The sequence below is a fragment of the Actinoplanes subtropicus genome (assembly GCF_000721705.1).
Classification (GTDB): Bacteria; Actinomycetota; Actinomycetes; order Mycobacteriales; family Micromonosporaceae; genus Actinoplanes; species Actinoplanes subtropicus.
The window spans coordinates 39,045-59,188 of record NZ_JOJL01000021.1; the positions used below are offsets into that span (position 1 = coordinate 39,045).

Below are 20,144 nucleotides of genomic sequence, written 5' to 3' on the forward strand. Positions count from 1 at the left end.
CCGGTCAGGCCGGGGCGGTGCCGGAGCCGCCCGCGGGGACGTACGACCAGACCTCGCTGTGCACGCCGACCGGTGGCGGGGCCGGCTCGCCCGCACGCTCGGCGGCCGAGCGGTGGCCGTGCGTGAACGCGGGCGAGGAGACCCAGGACTGGAAGGCCTCCTCGTCGCGCCAGCGGGTGACGACGAGCCAGGTGGTCCGCTCGTCGGTGGGGCGCAGCAACTCGAAGCCCTCGAAGCCGTCCCGATCGTCGACGGCGCCGGCCCGGGCGGCGAAGCGGCGGGCGAGCTCGTCGCCGCTGTCGGCCGGCACGGTAATGGCGTTGATCTTGACAATGCTCATGGGATCATTGTCGCTGACCAGCCCGGCAGCTCAGATCTTCGCCCCCACCGCGGCGCCGTTCGCCGGCACCAGGTAGGTCGACGAGGCGATCGCGCCGGTCGCGGTGCGCGCCCCGGTGATGGTGGCGGCGTTGGTGCTGAGGACGCTCCAGGTCCCGCCGATGTTCCAGGAGTTCCCGGAGGCGGTCGAGGAGCCGAGGGCGACCGCGCTGCCGTTGCCGAGCGCCAGGTTCGCGGTCAGCTTCGTCGTGGAGCCGCCGTCGAAGTCGAAACCGGTCCTGGTGTTCTGGTACGCGGTGCAGCGGTCGACCGTGATGGCGCCGGTGTTGCCGTTGTCGGTGAAGCCGGTCGCCGAGTTGCCCCACGCCATGCTGTTGGTCAGGTGGTGGGCGGCGGCCGGCCCGGTGCCGCCGCTGCCGCCGAGCTTGAATCCGTTGCCGTCGCCGGAGTAGTCCGGGATGTTCCAGCGGTTGTACCCGTTGCCGTACGCGACACTGCCGTCGATGGTGATCGCCGAGGTGAACTCCCAGGCGTCGAAGCCGTCGTCGGAGTTGTTCCAGAGCCGTACGCCGCGGACCACGTTGCCGGCGCCGCTGCCCTGCTTGATGCCGAGCCCGTCCGCGCTCTCCCCGTTCTTCCGCGGGTCGTGGTTGTTGTAGCTGTCCAGATTCAGGATCTGGTTGCCGGCGGAGGTGCCCTGCAGCTGGAACCCGGTCTCGTAGTTGTCGTGCGTGACGAGCCGGTCGAAGGTGTTGTCGTTGCAGTTGTCGCAGTAGATCGCGTACGGCCCGTGCTCGATCTCCAGGCCGGCGATCCGCCAGTAGGAGGCCTCCATGTGGATCGCGCCGCGCTGGGCGCTCGGGATGGTCGAGCCGACCGCGCCCGGCGTGTAGGGCAGCGCCTCCGCGTCGAGGACCGGCCGCTCGCCGTTGTAGGCGGTCAGCGTGATCGGGGCGGCCGCGGTGCCGCTCTTCGCGATCGTGATGGTCGAGGTCAGGGCGTACGTGCCGCCGCGCACCGCGATCGTGCCTCCTGCGGCGACCAGGGCGACCGCCTTCTGGATGGTCTTCAGCGGCGCCGCGAGGGTGCCGGCGTTGCTGTCGCTGCCCGTGGTGGCGACATACAGCGTCACCGTGGCGGCATCGGCCGAGGAGGGGACCGTCGCGACGGCCGCAACGACGGCGGCGGCGCTCAGCCCGTACGCAAGCATGGGTTTGAATTTCATGGTCCCCTCCGGGCGCGGCGGCTGATGAACCTTTTCAACCTGGCTTCGGGCCAGCGGTGGCGGCTGCGTTGATCGGTGCCAGCCGCTGCCGCCCTGGCCACGTTGAAAAAGGTTCATTTGTAGTGGATGTCGGAGCTGCTGTACTTGCAGTAGGTGCCGTCCGCGCCGGAACCGTTCTTGGGCGGTTCGGCGCCGGTGCTGTTGCCGATGTACTTCTGGCAGATCACGATCTTCTTGTTGGCGTCGTTGAGGATCGTGATGTTGCTGAACGTCGCGGTGTCGCCGTAGTTGGTGTTGATGCCGGCCAGCACGCCGCCCTTGTAGGTCGCGGTGACGTTGCGGATGATCACGTTGCGCTTCGACTGGCCCGACTTGCAGTTGCCGCACGAGCGGTACAGCTTGCCGAAGTCCTCGACCTGGAAGCCGTCGATGACGAACGTGCCGCCCGTGGTGCCGTTGTGCTGGAACACCTTGTCGGCGGCGTGCAGCGCGCCACCGCCGAGGATCGTCATGGTCATGCCGCTCGACTTCGGCTTGAAGGTGGCGGCGTCCTCGCCGACGTCCTCCCACCAGACGTTCTGCAGCGTGCAGGTGGCCTCGCAGTGCACGCCGTCCGAGGCCGGGCTGCCCAGGATGACGTTCTTCAGCGTGCCGCCGTTCGGCAGGTCGAACAGCGGGTCCTCACCCTCGTTCTGACCGCCGCTGCCCAGGGCACCGGTGCCGTAGTAGCGCTTCATGCCGCCGTCGAAGGTGCCGCCACTGATCACCTTCGTGGCGCTGAGCGGAATGGAGCCGGTGTTGCCCGGCACGGTCGTGGCGGACGCGTCGGTGACCGACAGGACAATCGTCGCGGCGACCGCCGCGACGGTGCCCAGGGCACACCATAATTTTCTGGACGTGCGCATGATCGCGAGGCCTTTCTTCGGAGAGGACGGACACGCACCGTTACATGGGCCCCGAACGTTAACTTAATAACATCGACGATCGCAAGAGTCTCCGCGGCACAGGAATGCGTTTTCCCCAGCGCGTTTGCAGATCATGGCGATGATCTGCGGATACGCGCTGGGGAAAGGCCGCGAATTTGCAGTAATTACTTTCCGCTATCACTCACGGGGCGGGCTGATTCCCTGCACCACCAACGCGAGCAGCCGGTCCGCCTCCGCGGCGGGATCCCGCCGGTGCTCGGTGGCGAGGACGATGCCGGTGATCAGCGTCAACAGATCCGATGACGTCACCTCGGACGGCGCGACCCCGGCGCCGACAGCGCGCCGCACCAGTGGTTAGCCGGCACCACGCTCGGGTCAGGTGGGAGTTCGCCAGCCGCCGGTGACCTCCTTGACGGGCTTGTGCGGGAAGCGGCGCCGGGCGTATTGCTGCGCGGGCGAGCCGGGGAGGACGTACCGCGTCTCGGTTTTGTCCTGTAGTGGTCGTAGCACGGTGTTCATGAAGGTCTTGCGGTCGTCGAGGTAGGGGGCGAGGTTGTCCTCGCCGGCGGGGCAGACGGCCAGGCATTAGCCGGATTTGTAGCCCGGTGGGGAGCTGAGGCTCTGCCACAGCGTCTGGGTGACGCCGCGGGCGGTGTGGTTGGCGTGCTCGTCGGTCTGGTGGAATTCCTGGTTGGCGACGCTGCGGGCCGGGGAGCGGCAGTTGTCGCGGTTCATCCGGAACATCGCGATCAGGCTGCGGGTGCCGGGCAGCGCGGCCAGCAGGTGCTTGCGTTCGCCGGTCAGATCGGGGTGGTCCAGGCTGACGGCGGCCGCGTCGTCCGCTCCGGCCGCGAGGCACAGGTCACGCAGCCAGCCGGCGTCGATCATCGTCGATGCGCTCGCGTCGTGGGCGGCGCGGCGCCGGCAAGGACGGCCTGGACCGACGGATGGGCGGCCAGTTTGGCCGGAAGCCTGGGATCCGGCGGCGGCATCTCGGCGTCGCGTGCGGCGGTCATCTGCTACTGGTTCCTGGGATGCTGATGCTGGACTCGGTGTGGCTGATCATCGGCATGGCTCTCCTGGACGGGAAGTCATCGGTGTCGCGGCCGCGGTAGCAGCAGGATCAGGCCGCTGGTGAGGCCGACGGCGCCGAGGATCCACCAGACGCGGTGGTAGTCGGTGGTGGTGGCGGTGCGGGTGTCGCCGACGGCGGCGACGAACAGGCTGACGCCGAGTACGGCGCCCAGTTGCCGGAAGCTGGCGTTGATCGCGGAGCCGAGACCGAAGCGGGCGGCCGGCAGCGAGGCGACCGCGGCACCCGACTGCACCGGCAGGGTCAGCCCGATGGCGATGCCGGTCAGCAGCGCCGGCGGCAGCCAGTGCGTGGTCCACTGGGCGGTCGGGCCGATCGTGAGTGCGAACCAGGCGGCGGCCAGGCCCCAGCAGGCCGCGCCGGCGAGCAGCACGGGCCGGAAGCCGACCCGCCCGGCCAGCCGGCCCGCGAACCGGGCCAGCAGCATGACCATCAGCGGCCCGGGCGCGCTGGCCAGTGCGGCCCGCAGCACGGAGTAGTGCCATACGGTCTGCAGGAAGATTATGTTGGCCAGCAGCAAGCCGTAGAACGCGACGGCGAACAGCAGGCTGGCGGCGTTGATCAGGCGGTACTGGCGGACCCGGAACAGCGCGAGGTCCAGCGCCGGGTAGCGCGCCGTGCGGCTGCGCCGGCCGAGCACCGGCACCAGCAGCGCGGCGAGCGCGAAGCCGCCCACCACCCACGGGTCGGCCCAGCCCCAGGACGGCCCCTCGACGACCGAGAAGCTGAGCAGCGCCGGGATGGCGGCGATCAGCAGGGCGCCGGCCGGATCGGGCAGGCCCCGGGCGTCCGGATCGCGGCTCTCCCGCAGCAGCAAGGGAGCGACGGCGCCGATCAGCAGGCCGATCGGCACGTTGACCAGAAACACCCACCGCCAGCTGCCGTACTCGATCAGCAGCGCGCCGATCGTCGGGCCCACCGCCGCGGCCGCGGCACCCATCGCGGCCTGGGTGGCCACCGCGACGTGCCGGCGGGCCGGCGGGACCTCGGGCAACAACAGGGCCAGCGCGGTCGGTATCACGAGCGCCGCGAACAACCCTTGCAGTCCCCGGCCGGCGACCAGCACGGCGGGGTTCGGGGCGAACCCGCACAGTGCGCTGAAGAGCGTGAAACCGGCCACGCCGAGTAGGAACACCCGGCGTCGGCCGTACCGGTCGGCGAGCCGGCCGGCGGGGATCAGCGTCGCGGCGAAGGCGAGGCTGTACGCGTTGAGCACCCATGCCAGCCGGCCCGCGCCGGCGTGCAGGTCCCGGCTGATCGTCTCGAACGCGACATTCACGATCGTGGCATCGAGGAACACCATGAACACCACCGCGCTGGTCACCGCCAGCACCACGGCAGCGTGCCGCCCCCATGCCCGCGGCGGGGTGGTTTCCGACAGCTGCTGGGTCATGCGTACCTCATCGCGACTGTGTTGCCATTTCCTACCGACGGCCACGGTAGACGAGTGAGTTGGAAGTGGCAACACACTGGGCTAGGCTCGCGACATGACGCATCCCGAGTCCCGGCCCGCCGTCCGCATGGCCGACCTGCCCCTGGGGGTCCGTCCGTGCTCGATCGCCGCGGCGCTGGACGTCCTCGGCGAGAAGTGGTCACTGCTGACGCTGCGCGAGATCGGCTACGGCGTGCACCGCTTCGCCCGCATCGCCGGGTATACCGGTGTGTCCCGCGACATCCTGGCCGACCGGCTGCGCAAGCTCGAGGCCGCCGGCATCGTCGAGCGCCGGCAGTACAGCGAGCACCCGCCCCGCTACGAGTACCACCTCACCGAAGCCGGCCTCGAGCTGTTCCCGGTTCTGCTCACGCTGCAGCAGTGGGGCGACAAGTGGGCCATGGACAAACCGGTCCTCACCCGGCGGCACACCTGCGGCCAGCCGATCCAGATCGACCTGGTCTGCCACCACTGCGGCCAGCCGGCGACCCACGACAGCATCCACGCCGAGATCGCCGGCGCCTGACCCGGCCCAGGCAGTGTGTTGTCATTCCCGACCCACCGGTCTAGCCTGATCATCAGTCTGTTGTGAATCACAACACACCGGCGGCAGCGTGAGCCGATGAGGTTGGCCTTTTGAGGAGACGACCATGTCGACAACCACCGACAACGAATCCGGAATCAGCATCCCCGGAACCCGCAGCCGCCTCCTCGATCCGACCGGGTCACGCGACCAATCGCAGGGCCGGCTGCGCTACCTGACCGGCGGCAGCGGCGCACCCCTGGTCCTGCTGCACACCGTGCGCACCCAGGCCGAACACTTCCGCCACCTCATCCCGCTGGTCCAGAACAACTACACCGTGTACGCGCTCGACCTGCCCGGCATGGGCTACTCCCCGATCGTGCCCGGCGCCTCCTACGACGAACCCGCGATGCGCGCCGCCGTGAAACGCCTGCTCACCCAGCTCGATCTGCACGACGTGACCCTGCTCGGCGAGTCGATGGGCGCCACGCTGTCGCTCACCACCGCGGCCGACCTGCCCGACCGGGTCCGGCGGGTCATCGCGGTCAACGCCTACGACTACCCCGGCGGCATCGCCCGGTCCAGCCTCCTCGCCCGGTTCATCGTCACCGGCGTCATCGCGCCCGGCGTGGGCCCGCTGCTCGCCCGCCTGGAGCCGAGACCGGTCATGCGCGCCATCCTGAGCGGCGGCCTCGGCAATCGAACGGCTCTGCGCGACGACTACCTCGACGAGCTGCTCAAGGTCGGCCGCCGCCCGGGCTATGCGACGGTCGCCCGCGGCGTATACCGCAACCTGCCCAGCCTCATTGCGGCCCGCCCGAAGTACCTCGAAGTCACCGCGCCGATCCACCTCATCTACGGGCAGAAAGACTGGTCCCGGCGTACGGACCGGCAGGCCAACCAGCGACAGATGCCCGAAGCCCAGTTCACCGAGGTGCCCGGGGCCGGCCACTTCATCGCCCTGGAACGGCCCGACGTGCCGGCCGACCTGCTCAACTCGCTCGCCTGACCGGACGCTCGCCCCACGCCCTGGGGTCAGATTGCTCGGCGGCTACGGGCGGCGGGCGGCCAGCAGCGACGAGACCCGGGTGACGAAGTCGAACAGCTCGCCCTCGGAATAGCGCCGGCTCGTCTCGGCGGCCTCCGGGTGGAGCGCGCCCGATCGCATCGTCGCGTCCAGCGCCGCGGCGAAGTCCTCGACCGGGGTGGAGGCGAAGACCGGGCCACCGATCATGTTGTCGACCAGGCGGGCGGCCGTGGCGTCGCTCAGGTCGGGGACGCCGTCGATCGCGTACAGCAGCACGTTCATCAGTCCGCGAGCCTCGTTGGGGTCGGTCACAGTGGCCGAGCATAGCGGCCCCGATCGTGCCGGACGACGAAAACTTTTAACATTGTTGACAGTTGTTATGCGCATCCATCAGGCTCGATGAAATCGTTTGGGCCGAAGGAGTCGCGATGAAGCATCTGCACCGCTGGGTGGCGTTGGTCGCGGGCGCCGTGACCGTCGCCGCCGGAATAGTGACCGCACCCGCCGTCTTCGCCGCCACGCCGAGCGCGGCGGCGGCCGCGGTGGCCTGTTCGGCGCCCGCCTGGGCCGAGGGCACCGCCTACGCCGTCGGCGCCCTGGTGACCTACAACGGGCGCCTCTACCGGGCCCGGGTCGCGCACACCCCGCCGGTCGGGGCCGGGTGGAATCCGGTCGCGGCCGCCTCGCTCTGGGAGGACCTCGGCGCGTGCGACGGCACGACGCCGCCGACCACTCAGCCGACCACCCCGCCCACCACTCCCCCGACGACCCAGCCGCCGGCCACCGGCGGGCTCGTGCACGCGCCGTACGTCGACATGGGCGCCTGGCCGACGCCCAGCCTCACCACCATGGTGAGCAGCGGCAACCTCAAGAACGTGACCCTGGCGTTCATCACCGCCTCCGCCTGCAAGGCCATGTGGTTCAACGCGTACGACCCGCGGCAGGCCTGGGCCAAGGACCAGATCGACGCGATCCGCGCCCGCGGCGGCGACGTGAAGATCTCGTTCGGCGGTGCGACCGGCATCGAACTGGCCCAGGCGTGCGGCAGCGTGTCCGCGTTGCAGGCCGAATACCAGGCGGTGGTCAGCGCGTACGCCCTGAAGTACATCGACCTGGACATCGAGGGCGCGGCGACCGCGGACACCGCCTCGGTGACCCGGCGCTCGCAGGCGCTGGCCGGCCTGCAGCGGGCCAACCCGGGCCTGCGGGTGTCGTTCACGCTGCCGGTGCTGCCCGAGGGGCTGACCAGTGACGGGCTCAACGTGGTGCGCTCGGCCCGGGACGCCGGCGTCAATGTGGACCTGGTCAACGTGATGGCGATGGACTACTACCGCAGCGGGGACTACGGGGACTTCGCCGTGGCGGCGGCCAACGCCACCTTCGCCCAGCTGAAATCGCTCTACTCCGGCCGTACGGACGCTCAGGTCTGGAAGATGGTCGGCGTGACGCCGATGCTGGGCGCCAACGACGACGGCCACATCTTCGACCAGGCCGACGCCCGGCAGTTGGTCAGCTTCGCGCAGGGCAAGCACCTGGGCATGCTGAGCTTCTGGGAGTTGGGCCGGGACAAGAACGCCTGCACCGGAGCGCTCTACATGTGCACCAACATCCCGCAGCAGCCGTACGAATTCAGCAAGATCTTCGCCGGGTACGGGGGCTGACGCTTGACCCGGGGCGGCGCCGGCACTTGGCTACGGCCATGACTGTCGCGCGCCGCCTCTGGTCCCTGTTCGAGCCCCTGCACGCCGTCACCTACTTCACGCCGCCGGCCGCCGCGGCCTACGAGGCGGCCGGGCTGACCGGCTTCTGGCGGCGCTACTTCGCCGGGCGGGCGGCGGCGCTCGGGCCGGTCGGGCCGGGGCCGGTCACCGCCGCGTTCTTCGGCTTCGCGCCGGCCATGGTCGACCGCGCCTTCCCCAGCGTGTGGTCGCGGATCACGCCGCCGGCCGCGCTCGAGGCCCGGCTGGCGGGCGCGCGGGCGGCGCTGACCGAGTTGCTCGACGGGCTCGCCGTGGCGGAGGCCGCCGACGCGCTCGAGGCGGCGGCGCGGCGGGTGGACCTGCCGGGGCGGGTGCTGGCCGGGGCGTACGCGGATCTGCCCTGGCCGGAGGATCCGGTCGGCCGGCTCTGGCACGCCGCCACCCAGCTCCGCGAGCACCGCGGCGACGGGCACGTGGCGGCGCTGCTCACCGCGGGGGTGGACGGTTGCGAATCGCTGGTCTGGCGGGTCGGCGTGGACGGCGGGCGGCTGCGCGAGGTGACCCAGCCGGCCCGCGGCTGGACCGACGAGGAGTGGGACGCGGCGGTGGCCCGGCTGGCGAAGCGCGGCTGGCTGACCGCGGACGGTACCGCCACGGACCCGGGCCGGGTGGCCTATGCGGAGGTCGAGGCGCTGACCGACCGGCTGGCGGCCAGTCCCTGGGAGCGGCTCGACACCGAACGCTGCGCCGACCTGCTGGCGCCGCTGGCCGAGCGCGTCTGGACGGTCCTACCCGACGACAACCCGATCCCGCTACGCCGCCTCAGTGGCGCAAAAGCCACAAAACAGGACCCCGCCTAAGCATGCTTACGGCCCCTGCGTACGCCCGCGGCGGTCCAGATAGGTAACCGCTCCCGATGTTCGAAAGGCCTGGTCGACCGAGGATTGGTAGATCAGCGGTCGACGAAGGAGACAGGCCATGTTGCTTCACCCGGACCTCATGCTCACCCTGGCGAACGAGCGGCACCGCGAGCTGGTCGCCGAGGCCGAGCGGGAGCATCTGCTCAGCAACGCCCGGGCGGCCCGCCGCGGCCGCAGGGCGGGGAAAGTGGCGGCGGTACGCGGCCGGCCCGCCGGTAGTCTGGCCCCGTGCGAACCATCCGCGGCGGTGCCAGCCCGGTGATGATCGGGCGAGAGAGCGAGCTGCGCCGGTTGGCGCGGCTCGCTTCGTCGCGGGAGCCCGCGGTGGCGATCATCGCGGGCGAGCCCGGCATCGGGAAGACCCGGCTGGTCCACGAGCTGCTCGCGACCCTGCCGGCGGAAACGGTGGTGCTGGTCGGGCAGGCCGAGCCCGGCTCGCTGTCCCGGCCGTACGAGGTGCTGCTGGACGCGATCGACGGCCGGCCCGAGGTCGACGAGGAGCAGCTCGCCGCCCTCGAGGACGCGCGGCGCAGCCCGGTCGAGCGGCTGCACACCGGTCTGGCCGTGGTGGCCGACCTGATCGGCGACTCCCCCGCGGTCATCGTCTTCGAAGACCTGCACTGGGCCGATTCGGAGAGCGCGGCGCTGTTCGAGCGGATCGCCGACCAGCACGGGCCGCGGCTGCTGATCGGCACGTACCGGCCGGACGAGGTGACCACCCGGCAGCCGGTGGCCGGGCTGCTGGCCCGGATGGAGCGGCGGCACGCGGTCACCCACGTACGGCTGGATCGCCTCACCCCCGCGCAGACGGCGGCGATGCTGGCGGCGGCGACCGGCGCCCCGGCCTCGCTGCGGGCCGCGACCGCGCTGCACCACCGCACCGGCGGCAACCCGTTCTTCCTGGAGGAGCTGCTGCGCGCGCTGCCCGGCTACGACGCCGAGGCGCTGGTCGAGCAGCCGCTGCCGTGGAGCCTCGCCGACGTGCTGCGCGGCCAGGTGGAAGATCTCGAGCCGGTCAGCCACCGGGTGATCGAGGCGGCCGCCGTACTCGGCCACCGCATCCCGTTCGACCTGCTCGCCGACGTGACCGGCACCGGCGAGGAGGAACTGATCGCCGTGCTGCGCGATTTGGTCTCCCGTGGCGTGCTGGTCGAATCGGGCGACGACGAGTTCGCGTTCCGGCACGCCCTGCTCCGCGAGGCGATCGCCGATCAGATGCTCGCCCGGCAGCGGCGCCGGCTGCACGAGGCCGCACTCGATGCGCTGCTCCGCGGCGGCTCCTCCGACCCCGCGATGGTGGCGCACCACGCCCGCGGCGCCGGCCGGTACGACGACATGATCGACGCGACCCGCCGGGGCACCGCGCTCTACCTGTCGATCGGGTCGGCCTATCAGGCGCTGCAGCTGGCCGAGATGGGCCTCGACGAGGCGCCCGACGACACCGAGCTGCTGAACGGCGCCGCCCGCGCGGCCTGGCTGGCCGGCCTGCTCGACGACGCGCTGCGCTACGGCCGGAAGTGGCGTGACCTGGCCGCCACCAGCACCGACCGGGCCGAGTCGCTGTACCTGCTGGTCCGGGTCTCCTGGGAGGCCCGGCTCTGGGACGAGATGGGCGCGCTGACCGAGGACATCGAAACCCTGATCGCCGAGTTGCCGCCCGGCGCCGACCAGGCCCGGGCGATGACCGCGATCGCGCAGTCGTCGTACCTGCGCGACGACCCGGAGGCGGCGGTGCTCTGGGCCGACCGCGCGCTGGCCCTGGCCGACGAGTTCGACCTGCCGTCCATCCGGCTGGCCGCGCTGCTGGAGAAGGGCGCGACGCTCAGCGAGCGCCCGCAGCGCGCCGCCGAGGGCCGGGAGATCCTGTCCGCGCTGGTCACCGAGGCGGAGAAGGCGGGCGAGTGGGTGCTGGCCGCGCACGCGCTCAACAGCCTCGTCCAGGGCGAGCCGCCCAGCTCGCCGGCCGAGCACGCCGAGACCCTGGAACGGATGCGGGTCGACGCCGAGCGGGCCGGCTTCGAGTCGCTCGCGGTGGCCACCTACTTCCAGGGGCGGGCGCGGCTGGCGTGGCGGGCCGGCGACCTGCCCGCCGCGATCGCCACCCTGGAGGAGGGCCGCGATCAGGACCGCGGCCTGCGGCGGCGGGGCCGGTGGGCCGACTACCACGGGGTCTTCCTGGCCGGCGCGTACCTGGAGGCCGGCGAGCTCGACCGCGCCGAGCAGGTCATCGCCGACCTGGCGACGGTGCCGAACAACCCGCCGCCGACCACGATCCCGGGCCTCGCGTTCCACCTCGCCTGCCGCCGCCACGACCTGCCGCGCGCCGAGGCGCTCCTGGACGAGCTGCTGCGGGCCCTGGCCGAGGAGGACTGGCGCAGCGGCGACCGGGCGCACGACCTGATCTCCGCCGCGCTGGAGGGCGGCCTGCCGCTGCCCCGGCTCGACCGGATGGCGGCCGAGCTGCTGGACGCCGACGTGTGGGACGCCTTCCGCACCCTGGTCGACGCCCAGCTGGCCGAGGCACACGGCCGGCACGCCGAGGCGCTGGCCGCCTACCTGACGATCACGGAGGCGCACATCCTCGGCCCGGCGATCCGCGGCACGGTCCGGGTCGGCGCCGCCCGCTGCCTGCTCGCGGCCGACCGGCGGGCGGAGGCGGCGGCCCACGTCGAGGCGGCCGGGCCGCTGCTCGCCGAGTGGCGCGGCTGGCGGGTGGCCCAGCTCGACCAGGTGCGCGCGCGGCTCGGCATGGCCCCGGCGGACGCGCCGCCGGCGGTGACCGGGCCGGCCGCGCTGACCCCGCGCGAGCGGGAGGTGGCGGTGCTGATCGGCGACGGCCTGACCAACGCCGAGCTGGCCCGGCGGCTCTACATCTCGCCGAAGACGGCGGCCGTGCACGTCTCCAACATCCTGCGTAAGCTGGGCGTCGCCTCGCGCACCGAGGTCCTCGATCTGATCAGGCCCTGACAATGGACGCCATCGGCCTCGTGCTGCACCCCACCAAGCTGGTGGACAAATCCGTCGACACGGTGCTCGCCTTCGCGCGCGCCGGGTCGCTGCGGGTGCTGGCCCGCGACACCGACCGCGACCGGGTGCCCGACGGCGTCGAGCTGCTGCCCGAGGCGCGGTTCGCCGCCGAGGTGGGGGCGATCATCGCGCTGGGCGGCGACGGCACGATGCTCGGCGCGCTGCGGATGACGGTGGGGCGGCCGGTGCCGGTGCTCGGCGTCAACCACGGCCACCTCGGCTTCCTGGTCGAGGTGACGCCGGCCGAGCTGCCCGGCGCGCTGGCGAAGGTGGCGGCCGGCGAGTTCACCATCGAGCACCACAGCTGCCTGGAGGTAGGACAGCTGCCGGTCAAGTACGGCTTCAACGACGTGGTGCTGGGCCGCGCGGGCCGCTCCGGAACGGTGTCGGTCGACCTGACCGTCAACGGCCAGCGCTACGGCTACTACCGGGGAGACGCGGTCGTCGTGGCGACCCCGACCGGCTCGACCGCCTACAACTACGCGGCCGGCGGACCCGTGTTGTCCCCGTCATCGCGCGCCATGGTCGTCACCCCGGTGGCCCCGATGTCCGGCATCAGCCGCCCGGTGGTCCTGGGCGCGAGCGACCGGGTAACGCTGACGGTAGCGGCGGAGAGCGCCCCGATCGCGGTCGAGGTGGACGGCACGCCCGCCGGCGACCTGGAGCGCGGCGACCGCCTGACCACCACGATGCGCCCGGACGCTGCCCAGGTGGTCCGCCTCTCCGCCACCGACCACGCCAACCGCAGCCGCATCAAGCTGAGCCTCCTGGACCTCCCCCTACGCCGAGACCAGCTGCTGGAGCTGATCCCGGCCGCCCTACGCCGCAACCCCGACTGAGCCATCCCATCGCCGACTTCAAACCACCGCGGCCCAATCTCCGAGCATTTCTTCCGCAGCTTCGACCGTACGAGTCGGACAAGTCCCCGACGTGCCAGGGCCGCTGGCTGCAACACCGGCTCCGACCCCGGCCGCCGGGCGGCCCCGGCCCAAGACCTCCCGCCCCCAGATTTTTCGGCGGATCGAGGATCCCGAGCCGTCCTGCGTGGCGCCGTGGAAAGCGCTGCCGGCCTGGCAGCAAGAGGTCGACGCGGACATCTTCGAGTCCATCGAGAGTGTTGAGACGCTCGCCGACTGAGACGCTCGAACTCAGCCGGGCTGCTGCGGCCGGGTCAGACCCAGGTCATAGGCGAGGATGACGGCCTGGATCCGGTCCCGCGCCCCGATCTTGGCGAGCACCCGCCCGACGTGGGTCTTCACCGTCGACTCGGAAAGGACCAGCCGCTCCGCGATCTCGCCGTTCGTCCAGCCCCGGCCGATCGCGATCAGGATCTCCCGCTCCCGCTCGGTCAGCGTGCCCAGCCGCGGGTCGGCGGCCGATCGCCCGCCGAGGTGATGGGCGAACTCGTCGAGCAGGCGGCGGGTCAGCGCCGGCGCGATCACCGCGTCGCCCGCGGCGACCGCCCGGATGCCGGCCAGCAGCTCCTCCGGGTGGGCGTCCTTGAGCAGGAAACCGCTGGCTCCGGCGCGCAGCGCGGCGTGCACGTACTCGTCGAGGTCGAAGGTGGTGAGCATGAGGATGTGCGACCGGCCGCCGTCGGCCACGATCCGCCGGGTGGCCTCGATGCCGTCCAGGCCGGGCATCCGCACGTCCATCAGCACCACGTCCGGGCGCAGCTCGGTGGCCTGGCGGACGGCCTCGACGCCGTTCTGCGCCTCGCCGATCACCTCGGTGTCCGGGTTGCTCTCCAGCAGCATCCGGAAACCGAGGCGCTGCAGCGGTTGGTCGTCGACGATCAGCACGGTGATCATGCGGGTAGGTCTTCCCGATCGAGCTCGGCGGCCACGGACCAGCCCCCGCCGGGCAGCGGCCCGGCGGTGACCGTTCCACCGTAGAGGGCGGCGCGCTCGCGCATGCCGATCACGCCGTGGCCCTCCCCGGCCGGAGACGCGGGAGGCTCGCCGCCCGGTGGGCCGGTGTCGCGGACCGTGATCCGCAGCCGGGGGCCGTCCACCGCCACCTCCAGGCGGATCCGGGTGTCCGGGCCGGCGTGCTTGAGCGAGTTGGTCAGCGCCTCCTGCACGATGCGGTAGGCGGCGAGCTGGACGCCCAGGTCCAGGTCGTCGACCGCGCCGGTGCTCCGGTACTCGACCTGCGGCCCGGCGGCGCGGATCCGCCGGCACAGCGGCTCCAGGTCGGCGATGCCCGGCTGCGGGGCGAGGGTGGGCTCGTCCGCCTGCTCGCGCAGGACGCCCAGCATGCGGCGCAGCTCGGCGAGCGAGCCCCGGCCGGCGTCCCCGATCAGCCGCAGCGCCTCCTTCGCGCGTTCCGGGGCGGCGTCCGACGCGTACGCGCCGCCGTCGGCCAGCGTGATGATCACCGAGAGGCTGTGCCCGAGGATGTCGTGCATCTCGCGGGCCACCCGGGCCCGTTCGGTGGCCGCCGCGAGCCGGCTGCGCTGGTCCCGCTCGATCTCCAGCTGGACGGCCCGCTCGCGCAGCGCGGCGAGCTGGGCGCGGCGGAGCCGGATCGCGAAGCCCAGCGCCACGGCGGCGGTGCCGAAGCTGCCGATGACGAACAGGACGTCCCACATCGACGCGACGCCGGACAGCCGCACCACGACCAGGGTCGTCACCACGGCCAGCCCGGGCACGACCCAGGGCAGGCGGCGCAGCCGGCCGTGCAGCACCAGGCTGTAGATCGCGACCAGCACGGCGACATCCGCGCGGAGCATGATGCCCGCAGTCCACTGCGCCACGAAGACCACCAGGACGGCGTAGCAGGCGGCGAGCGGCGCGCGGCGCCGCCACCAGAGCGGCACGATCAGCGCCAATTGCAGGAGGAACATCTGCCCCGCCGGGAGCCGGGTGAGCACGATCGGCCCGTCCGGATGGTCGGGCCGGAACAGGTCCGCCGCGCCGAACAACTGGAAGATCACCAGGACCACCAGCGTGTCCAGCGCCCACCGGTGGCCGGCGTCCCACTGCCGCAGGCGGCGGCCGGCGTGCAGCAGCCGGGCCACCACGGGGTGTCCGACCAGCACGCCGGCCGCGTTCTCCTCGCTGCTCACGAGTTCATCTTCCAGCAGGGCGCCCGCGGATCAGGCGTCCGAGCGGATCAGCCGGTACGCGGCGCCGCCGAGCGCGAGCGCCGTCCAGCCGAGCAGGACCAGCAGCCCGGCGCCGGAGCTCAGCGTCCCGGCCGCGTGGTGCAGGCTGTAGATCGACTCGCCGGCGTTGCTCGGCAGGTACGGGGTGATGTCGGTCCGCCAGGACTTCGGCAGCAGCGACATCAGCAAGGGCACCAGCATGAACGCGCCGACCAGCGCGGAGATGCCGCCGGCGGTCGAGCGCAGCAGGGTGCCGAGCGCGACGCCGATGACGCCGACCAGACCCAGATAGACCCCCACGCCGAGCAGCCCGCGCAGCACGCCGCCGTCCGAGAGGCTCATCGAGATCGCGGTGCCGGACAGCACCCCGTTGCTGATCAGGAAGCCGATCAGCGCGCCGGCCGCCGCGGTGACGAAGGCCAGCACCCCGTACACGGCGGCCTTGGACCAGAGCACCGGCAGGCGGCGCGGGACCGCCGCGAGGGTGGACCGGATCATGCCGGTGGTGTACTCGCCGGAGGCGGTCAGCACGCCGAGCACGCCGAGGGCGATCAGCGAGAAGGGCACCCCGAAGAGCGCGAGGGTGTACGTCGTGGCGTCGGCGAAGTCGGGGTCCATCGGCTGGCCCGAGTTGAGCATCGACTTGTAGCGGAACGCGGCGATCGTGCCGAAGGCGAGCAGGAACAGCAGCCCGAGGCCGAGCGTGATCCAGGTCGAGCGGAGCGACCAGAGCTTGGCCCACTCCGAGCGCAGTACCCGGCGGCCGGTCACTTTGAGGCGGGGATCGACCGCTCGAGCCGGCGCGGTCTCCGCGGGCCGGGTGTCGGCGATGATGCTCATGCTGCCCTCGCAGTGGTCGTCGCGGAGTGGTACTCGACGGATTCCTTGGTGAGATCCATGAAGGCCTCCTCGAGAGAGACGGACTTGGGGGTCAGCTCGAACAGGGCGAGACCGTGCTCGGCCGCGGTGAGCCCGATCGCGCGGGCGGAGAGCCCGGTCACGCTCAGCTGCTCCGAGCCGGGCTGCCCGGTGATCGTCACGCCCGGGCCGGCCAGCACCCGGCGCAGTGCGGCGGGGTCGGCGGCGGCGACCACGACGGTGTCGCCGCCGGCCTGCCGGACGAGTTCGCCCACGGTGGTGTCGGCCAGCACCCGGCCCCGGCCCACGATGATCAGATGGTCGGCGACCAGCGCCATCTCGCTCATCAGGTGCGACGAGACGAAGACCGTGCGGCCCTCGGCGGCCAGGCCGGTGAGCAGGTTGCGGATCCACCGCACGCCCTCCGGGTCGAGCCCGTTGACCGGCTCGTCCAGCATGATCGTCTGCGGGTCGCCGAGCAGCGCCGCGGCGATGCCCAGGCGCTGGCCCATGCCGAGCGAGAAGGCGCCCGCGCGCTTGCGGGCCACCGATTCCAGCCCGGTCAGCGCGATCACCTCGGTCACCCGGGCCCGGGTGATGCCGTGCGTGTAGGCGAGGGCCATCAGGTGGTCGAACGCCGAGCGCCCCGGGTGGATCGACCGGGCCTCGAGCAGCGCGCCGACCTCGTGCAGCGGGGCGGCGTGCCGGGCGTAGCGGCGGCCGTTCACGGTGACCGTGCCGGACGTGGGCGCGTCCAAGCCGATGATCATCCGCATGGTCGTGGACTTGCCGGCGCCGTTCGGCCCCAGGAAGCCGGTCACCGCGCCCGGCCGGACCGTGAAGTCCACCCCGTCGACGGCGGTCTTGTCGCCGTACCGCTTGGTCAGCTGTCTTGCCTCGATCATCGTTCCCCCTTGGCTTGTGCTTCAAAAGCTAGGGGCGGGGAGGCGGCGTTCCGTCGTACCGCGGTCGGATCTTCGGCGGGTCGAGTGGTACCGCGGTACTACGGGATGTTGTCTACGATGGCGCCGGGGGAGGCGGGGTTGGATTTCGCGATTCTGGGCGTGCTCGAGGCTCGCTCGGCCGGGCGGCGGATGGATATCGGCGGGATGCGGCCGACCATCGTGCTGGCGACCCTGCTGCTGGAGGCGGGCCGGGTGGTGCCGCTGAGCCGGCTGGCGGAGGCCGTCTACGGCGAGGAACCGCCGGCCACCGGCCGTACGCAGATCCAGAATGCCGTCTCCGCGCTGCGCAAGCTGCTCGGCGAGCACGGCCTGCCGGAGGCGATCGAGACCCGGCCGCCGGGATACCTGCTGCGCATCCCGCCGGACCGGCTCGACCTGCACCGCTACGAAAGCGAGGTGCGGGCCGCCCGCGAGGCCCAGGGGCCCGGCGAGGCGGCCGAGCACTATCGGGCCGCGCTGGCGCTGTGGCGCGGCCCGGCCCTGGCAGGAATAGACAGCGAGGTCGTCCGGGCGGCCGCCGACCGGCTCGCCGAGCACCGGATGGCCGCCCTGGAGGAGTGCCTCGACGTCGAACTGAGCCTCGGCCGGCATCGCGAACTGGTCGGCGAGCTCACCGCGGCCGTTGCCGAACATCCGCTGCGCGAGCGGCTGCGCGGCCAGTTGATGCTCGCCCTCTACCGGTCCGGGCGGCAGGCCGACGCCCTCGAAGTCTTCCGGCGCGGCCGCCAGGTGCTGGTGGACGAGCTCGGTCTCGAACCGGGCGAGGAGCTGCGGCGGATAGAACGAGACATCCTGACCGGCGAAATGCCCGTTTCGAGGGCACCGGCAAATGCCCCACGACTGCTTCCGACCGACATTTCCGACTTCACCGGCCGGGCCGACCTGATCGACTCGATCGAGCGCCGCTTCGCGGAGAGCGACCCCGACCGGGGCGCCGTCCCGGTGACCGTCCTCGCCGGCGCGCCCGGCATCGGCAAGACCACACTCGCCGTCCACCTCGGGCACCGGCTGGCCGCCCGCTACCCGGACGGGCAGCTCTTCGCCGACCTGCACGGCCGCCGGGTCGGCGCCGAGGAGGTCCTCGACCGCTTCCTGCGGGCCCTCGGCGATCCGCCCGGCACCCGCCCGGAGGGCCTCGACGAGCGCGCCGAGCGCTACCGCGACCTGCTGGCCGGCCGCCGCGTGCTGGTGGTGCTGGACAATGTCGCCGACGAGGAGCAGGTGCGGCCGCTGCTGCCGGGCAGCGCCCGCTCGGCCGTGCTGATCACCAGCCGGGCGCGGCTCGCCGGGCTGGCCGGCGCCGTCCACGCCGAACCCGGGGTGCTCGGCCCCGAGCAGGCCGCCGTGCTGCTGGCCCGGATCGCCGGCGAGGAGCGGGCCGGCGCCGAGCCGGAGGCGACCACCGAGCTGGCCGCGCTCTGCGGCTACCTGCCGCTGGCCATGCGGGTGGCCGGCACCCGGCTCGCCGCCCGTCCGCATTGGAGCGTGCGGCAACTGGTCGACCGGCTCACCGACGAGGCGAGCCGGCTGGACGAGCTGCACCACAGCGGGATCGGCGTGCGGGCCGGCCTCGCGCTCGCGTACGAGCAGGCCGGCCCGGCCGCCCGCCGGCTGTTCCGGCTGCTGGGCGTGCCCGACTTCCCGGACTTCGCCGGCTGGCTCGCGGCCGCCCTGCTGGACGAACCGTTCTTCGCGGCGCAGGACGTGCTGGACGAGCTGGCCGACGCGCACCTCGTCGAGATCGACGGGATCGGGCGGGGCGTGCACGCCCGCTACCGGATGCACGACCTGATCCGGATCTTCGCCCGGGAACGGCTGGCCGAGGAGGAGACCGGCGAGGAGCGCCGGGCCGCCCTCGGCCGGGCCGCCGGCGCGCTGCTGCACCTCGCGATCAAGGCCCGGCGGCGGGCCGGCTGGCCGGTCGGCCGCCGCACGCTCCCGCCGGGTGTGCTGTACCCGCTGCCGGACCGGCAGGCCGACCAGATCGTCGACGACCCGATCCCGTGGTTCGAGCGGGAACGCACCAACCTCGCCGTCACCGTCCGGCTGGCCGCCGGCGCCCGGCTGACCGAGCAGTGCTGGAACCTGGCCAGTTCCGCCGAGACCCTGTACGGGCTGGAGTCGCGCCGCGCCGACTGGCGGGCGGCGCACGAGACCGCCTTCGCGGCCACCGTGCGGGACGGCGACGACCTCGGGCAGGCCGTGCTGCTGCTGGGCGACGGCAACCGGAGCGCCGACGCCGGCGAGTTCGACCGGGCCATCCGGGCGTACGAGCAAGCCTCGGTCTTGTTCTTGAAGTTGGGTCACACGGTGCGCGCGGCCCGGGCGGACGTCCAGATCGGTGTGTTCCTGCGGACCACCGGGCGGCTCGCCGAGGCCGAGGAGGTGTACCGGCGGGCGCTGGCCGTGCTGCGCGAGGCCGGCGACCAGGCGAGCGTCGGGAACGCGCTGCTGCAACTGGGGCACGCCCGGCTGGCCGAGGGGGACGTGGCCGGCACCCGGGCGCTGCTCGCCGAGGCGCTCGAGACCAGCCGGCGGGCCGGCTCGCGGCACGTCGAGGCCCAGGTGCTGCGGCTGCTCGGCGACGTCCACCGCCAGGAGGGCCGATGGGACGCGGCGATTGAGGCGATGCGACAGGCGTACGACCTGACCAAGGAGGTGAAAGACCCGATCGGGCAGGCCTACACGCTGCTCGGCATCGGGCTCGTGCACCTGCGCACCGAGGACCTGGACGCGGCGGCGGAGGCGCTCGACGAGGCGGACCGGCTGGTGCGCGGCACCGGCGACCGGATGGCCGAGGCGCGGGTGCGGACCGCGATCGGCGAGCTGGCGCTGGCCCGGCAGGATCCGGCGACGGCCGGGGAAGCCCTGCGTGCGGCGGCCGCGGCGTTCCGGGAACTGCGCGCGCCGGCCGACGAGGCCCGCGCGCTGGGGCTGCTCGATGAGGCAGCGATGACGCGGCGATGACGGCCCGTCGCACTATCGGGAGGCACCACGAAG

The 20,144-nt window shown here is 72.6% G+C and carries 20 protein-coding genes; 8 read left to right on the forward strand and 12 right to left on the reverse strand.

Annotated elements, in window-relative coordinates; all coding sequences use genetic code 11:
* Positions 1-4 precede the first annotated feature (4 nt).
* The 7 genes from IH26_RS0127485 to IH26_RS0127515 form a co-directional block, all read right to left on the reverse strand.
* Entirely contained in the window at positions 5-340 is a 336-nt protein-coding gene (locus tag IH26_RS0127485) for an antibiotic biosynthesis monooxygenase family protein (protein WP_030439134.1), read from the reverse strand.
* A gap of 30 nt (positions 341-370) precedes the next feature.
* Positions 371-1,564: a right-handed parallel beta-helix repeat-containing protein gene (locus IH26_RS0127490; protein ID WP_030439135.1), complete on the reverse strand. Its 1,194-nt coding sequence runs from the start codon at positions 1,562-1,564 to the stop codon at positions 371-373.
* Positions 1,565-1,677: 113 nt separating this feature from the next.
* Positions 1,678-2,469, reverse strand: coding sequence for a pectate lyase (locus tag IH26_RS0127495; protein WP_030439136.1), 792 nt, complete (start codon positions 2,467-2,469; stop codon positions 1,678-1,680).
* 198 nt (positions 2,470-2,667) lie between these two features.
* Positions 2,668-2,838 (reverse strand): SbtR family transcriptional regulator, encoded by a 171-nt coding sequence (locus IH26_RS60090; protein WP_157437433.1) that lies wholly within the window; start codon positions 2,836-2,838, stop codon positions 2,668-2,670.
* A 27-nt stretch (positions 2,839-2,865) separates the two neighbouring features.
* Positions 2,866-3,000, reverse strand: a complete 135-nt coding sequence (locus tag IH26_RS63990) for a hypothetical protein (protein WP_281179790.1) — start codon at positions 2,998-3,000, stop codon at positions 2,866-2,868.
* Positions 3,001-3,075: 75 nt separating this feature from the next.
* A complete protein-coding gene (locus IH26_RS62270) occupies positions 3,076-3,378 on the reverse strand; it encodes a hypothetical protein (protein WP_211268761.1) in 303 nt (100 codons plus the stop codon).
* A 203-nt stretch (positions 3,379-3,581) separates the two neighbouring features.
* Positions 3,582-4,976 carry an MFS transporter gene (locus tag IH26_RS0127515; protein WP_034216047.1) on the reverse strand — a complete coding sequence of 465 codons (1,395 nt, stop codon included), beginning with the start codon at positions 4,974-4,976 and terminating at the stop codon, positions 3,582-3,584.
* A gap of 94 nt (positions 4,977-5,070) precedes the next feature.
* On the opposite strand from IH26_RS0127515, the gene IH26_RS0127520 reads away from it, so the two are divergent.
* The gene (locus IH26_RS0127520) at positions 5,071-5,541 is read left to right on the forward strand and encodes a winged helix-turn-helix transcriptional regulator (protein ID WP_030439138.1); all 471 of its coding nucleotides are present in this window, start codon (positions 5,071-5,073) and stop codon (positions 5,539-5,541) included.
* A gap of 124 nt (positions 5,542-5,665) precedes the next feature.
* Entirely contained in the window at positions 5,666-6,547 is an 882-nt protein-coding gene (locus IH26_RS0127525; protein ID WP_030439139.1) for an alpha/beta fold hydrolase, read from the forward strand.
* 42 nt (positions 6,548-6,589) lie between these two features.
* On the opposite strand, the gene IH26_RS0127530 is transcribed toward IH26_RS0127525, so the two are convergent.
* The gene (locus tag IH26_RS0127530) at positions 6,590-6,877 is read right to left on the reverse strand and encodes a hypothetical protein (protein WP_030439140.1); all 288 of its coding nucleotides are present in this window, start codon (positions 6,875-6,877) and stop codon (positions 6,590-6,592) included.
* A gap of 116 nt (positions 6,878-6,993) precedes the next feature.
* On the opposite strand from IH26_RS0127530, the gene IH26_RS0127535 reads away from it, so the two are divergent.
* The 5 genes from IH26_RS0127535 (at position 6,994) to IH26_RS0127555 (ending at position 13,051) form a co-directional block, all read left to right on the forward strand.
* On the forward strand, positions 6,994-8,226 hold the full coding sequence (locus IH26_RS0127535) for a carbohydrate-binding protein (RefSeq protein WP_245665553.1): 1,233 nt from the start codon (positions 6,994-6,996) through the stop codon (positions 8,224-8,226).
* Between the two features lie 38 nt (positions 8,227-8,264).
* Positions 8,265-9,125, forward strand: coding sequence for an SCO6745 family protein (locus IH26_RS0127540; protein WP_034216049.1), 861 nt, complete (start codon positions 8,265-8,267; stop codon positions 9,123-9,125).
* A 118-nt stretch (positions 9,126-9,243) separates the two neighbouring features.
* Positions 9,244-9,447, forward strand: coding sequence for a hypothetical protein (locus IH26_RS0127545; protein WP_030439143.1), 204 nt, complete (start codon positions 9,244-9,246; stop codon positions 9,445-9,447).
* A complete protein-coding gene (locus IH26_RS0127550; RefSeq protein ID WP_245665555.1) occupies positions 9,414-12,152 on the forward strand; it encodes an ATP-binding protein in 2,739 nt (912 codons plus the stop codon). Before IH26_RS0127545 ends, IH26_RS0127550 begins: the two co-directional genes overlap by 34 nt.
* A gap of 2 nt (positions 12,153-12,154) precedes the next feature.
* Positions 12,155-13,051 carry an NAD(+)/NADH kinase gene (locus IH26_RS0127555; protein WP_030439145.1) on the forward strand — a complete coding sequence of 299 codons (897 nt, stop codon included), beginning with the start codon at positions 12,155-12,157 and terminating at the stop codon, positions 13,049-13,051.
* Positions 13,052-13,360: 309 nt separating this feature from the next.
* Here IH26_RS0127555 and IH26_RS0127565 read toward each other — a convergent pair whose 3' ends face one another.
* Genes IH26_RS0127565 through IH26_RS0127580 form a run of 4 tightly spaced genes read right to left on the reverse strand, consistent with a single transcriptional unit; the run spans position 13,361 to position 17,084 of the window.
* Positions 13,361-14,023: a response regulator gene (locus IH26_RS0127565; protein WP_030439146.1), complete on the reverse strand. Its 663-nt coding sequence runs from the start codon at positions 14,021-14,023 to the stop codon at positions 13,361-13,363.
* Positions 14,020-15,282: a sensor histidine kinase gene (locus tag IH26_RS0127570; RefSeq protein WP_030439147.1), complete on the reverse strand. Its 1,263-nt coding sequence runs from the start codon at positions 15,280-15,282 to the stop codon at positions 14,020-14,022. Before IH26_RS0127570 ends, IH26_RS0127565 begins: the two co-directional genes overlap by 4 nt.
* A 30-nt stretch (positions 15,283-15,312) precedes the next feature.
* Complete coding sequence (locus IH26_RS0127575) at positions 15,313-16,161, reverse strand: ABC transporter permease (protein ID WP_030439148.1); 849 nt, start codon at positions 16,159-16,161, stop codon at positions 15,313-15,315.
* Positions 16,158-17,084: an ABC transporter ATP-binding protein gene (locus tag IH26_RS0127580; RefSeq protein ID WP_030439149.1), complete on the reverse strand. Its 927-nt coding sequence runs from the start codon at positions 17,082-17,084 to the stop codon at positions 16,158-16,160. Before IH26_RS0127580 ends, IH26_RS0127575 begins: the two co-directional genes overlap by 4 nt.
* A 138-nt stretch (positions 17,085-17,222) precedes the next feature.
* On the opposite strand from IH26_RS0127580, the gene IH26_RS0127585 reads away from it, so the two are divergent.
* Positions 17,223-20,111: an AfsR/SARP family transcriptional regulator gene (locus tag IH26_RS0127585; RefSeq protein WP_051808562.1), complete on the forward strand. Its 2,889-nt coding sequence runs from the start codon at positions 17,223-17,225 to the stop codon at positions 20,109-20,111.
* The last annotated feature ends 33 nt before the right edge of the window (positions 20,112-20,144 follow it).

Bases quoted from the DNA above. Each gene is read 5' to 3' on its own strand.
- IH26_RS0127485 (WP_030439134.1), bottom strand. From the start codon at position 340: ATGAGCATTGTCAAGATCAACGCCATTACCGTGCCGGCCGACAGCGGC.
- IH26_RS0127490 (WP_030439135.1), bottom strand. From the start codon at position 1,564: ATGAAATTCAAACCCATGCTTGCGTACGGGCTGAGCGCCGCCGCCGTC.
- IH26_RS0127495 (WP_030439136.1), bottom strand. From the start codon at position 2,469: ATGCGCACGTCCAGAAAATTATGGTGTGCCCTGGGCACCGTCGCGGCG.
- IH26_RS62270 (WP_211268761.1), bottom strand. From the start codon at position 3,378: ATGATCGACGCCGGCTGGCTGCGTGACCTGTGCCTCGCGGCCGGAGCG.
- IH26_RS0127515 (WP_034216047.1), bottom strand. From the start codon at position 4,976: ATGACCCAGCAGCTGTCGGAAACCACCCCGCCGCGGGCATGGGGGCGG.
- IH26_RS0127520 (WP_030439138.1), top strand. From the start codon at position 5,071: ATGACGCATCCCGAGTCCCGGCCCGCCGTCCGCATGGCCGACCTGCCC.
- IH26_RS0127525 (WP_030439139.1), top strand. From the start codon at position 5,666: ATGTCGACAACCACCGACAACGAATCCGGAATCAGCATCCCCGGAACC.
- IH26_RS0127535 (WP_245665553.1), top strand. From the start codon at position 6,994: ATGAAGCATCTGCACCGCTGGGTGGCGTTGGTCGCGGGCGCCGTGACC.
- IH26_RS0127540 (WP_034216049.1), top strand. From the start codon at position 8,265: ATGACTGTCGCGCGCCGCCTCTGGTCCCTGTTCGAGCCCCTGCACGCC.
- IH26_RS0127545 (WP_030439143.1), top strand. From the start codon at position 9,244: ATGTTGCTTCACCCGGACCTCATGCTCACCCTGGCGAACGAGCGGCAC.
- IH26_RS0127555 (WP_030439145.1), top strand. From the start codon at position 12,155: ATGGACGCCATCGGCCTCGTGCTGCACCCCACCAAGCTGGTGGACAAA.
- IH26_RS0127565 (WP_030439146.1), bottom strand. From the start codon at position 14,023: ATGATCACCGTGCTGATCGTCGACGACCAACCGCTGCAGCGCCTCGGT.
- IH26_RS0127575 (WP_030439148.1), bottom strand. From the start codon at position 16,161: ATGAGCATCATCGCCGACACCCGGCCCGCGGAGACCGCGCCGGCTCGA.
- IH26_RS0127580 (WP_030439149.1), bottom strand. From the start codon at position 17,084: ATGATCGAGGCAAGACAGCTGACCAAGCGGTACGGCGACAAGACCGCC.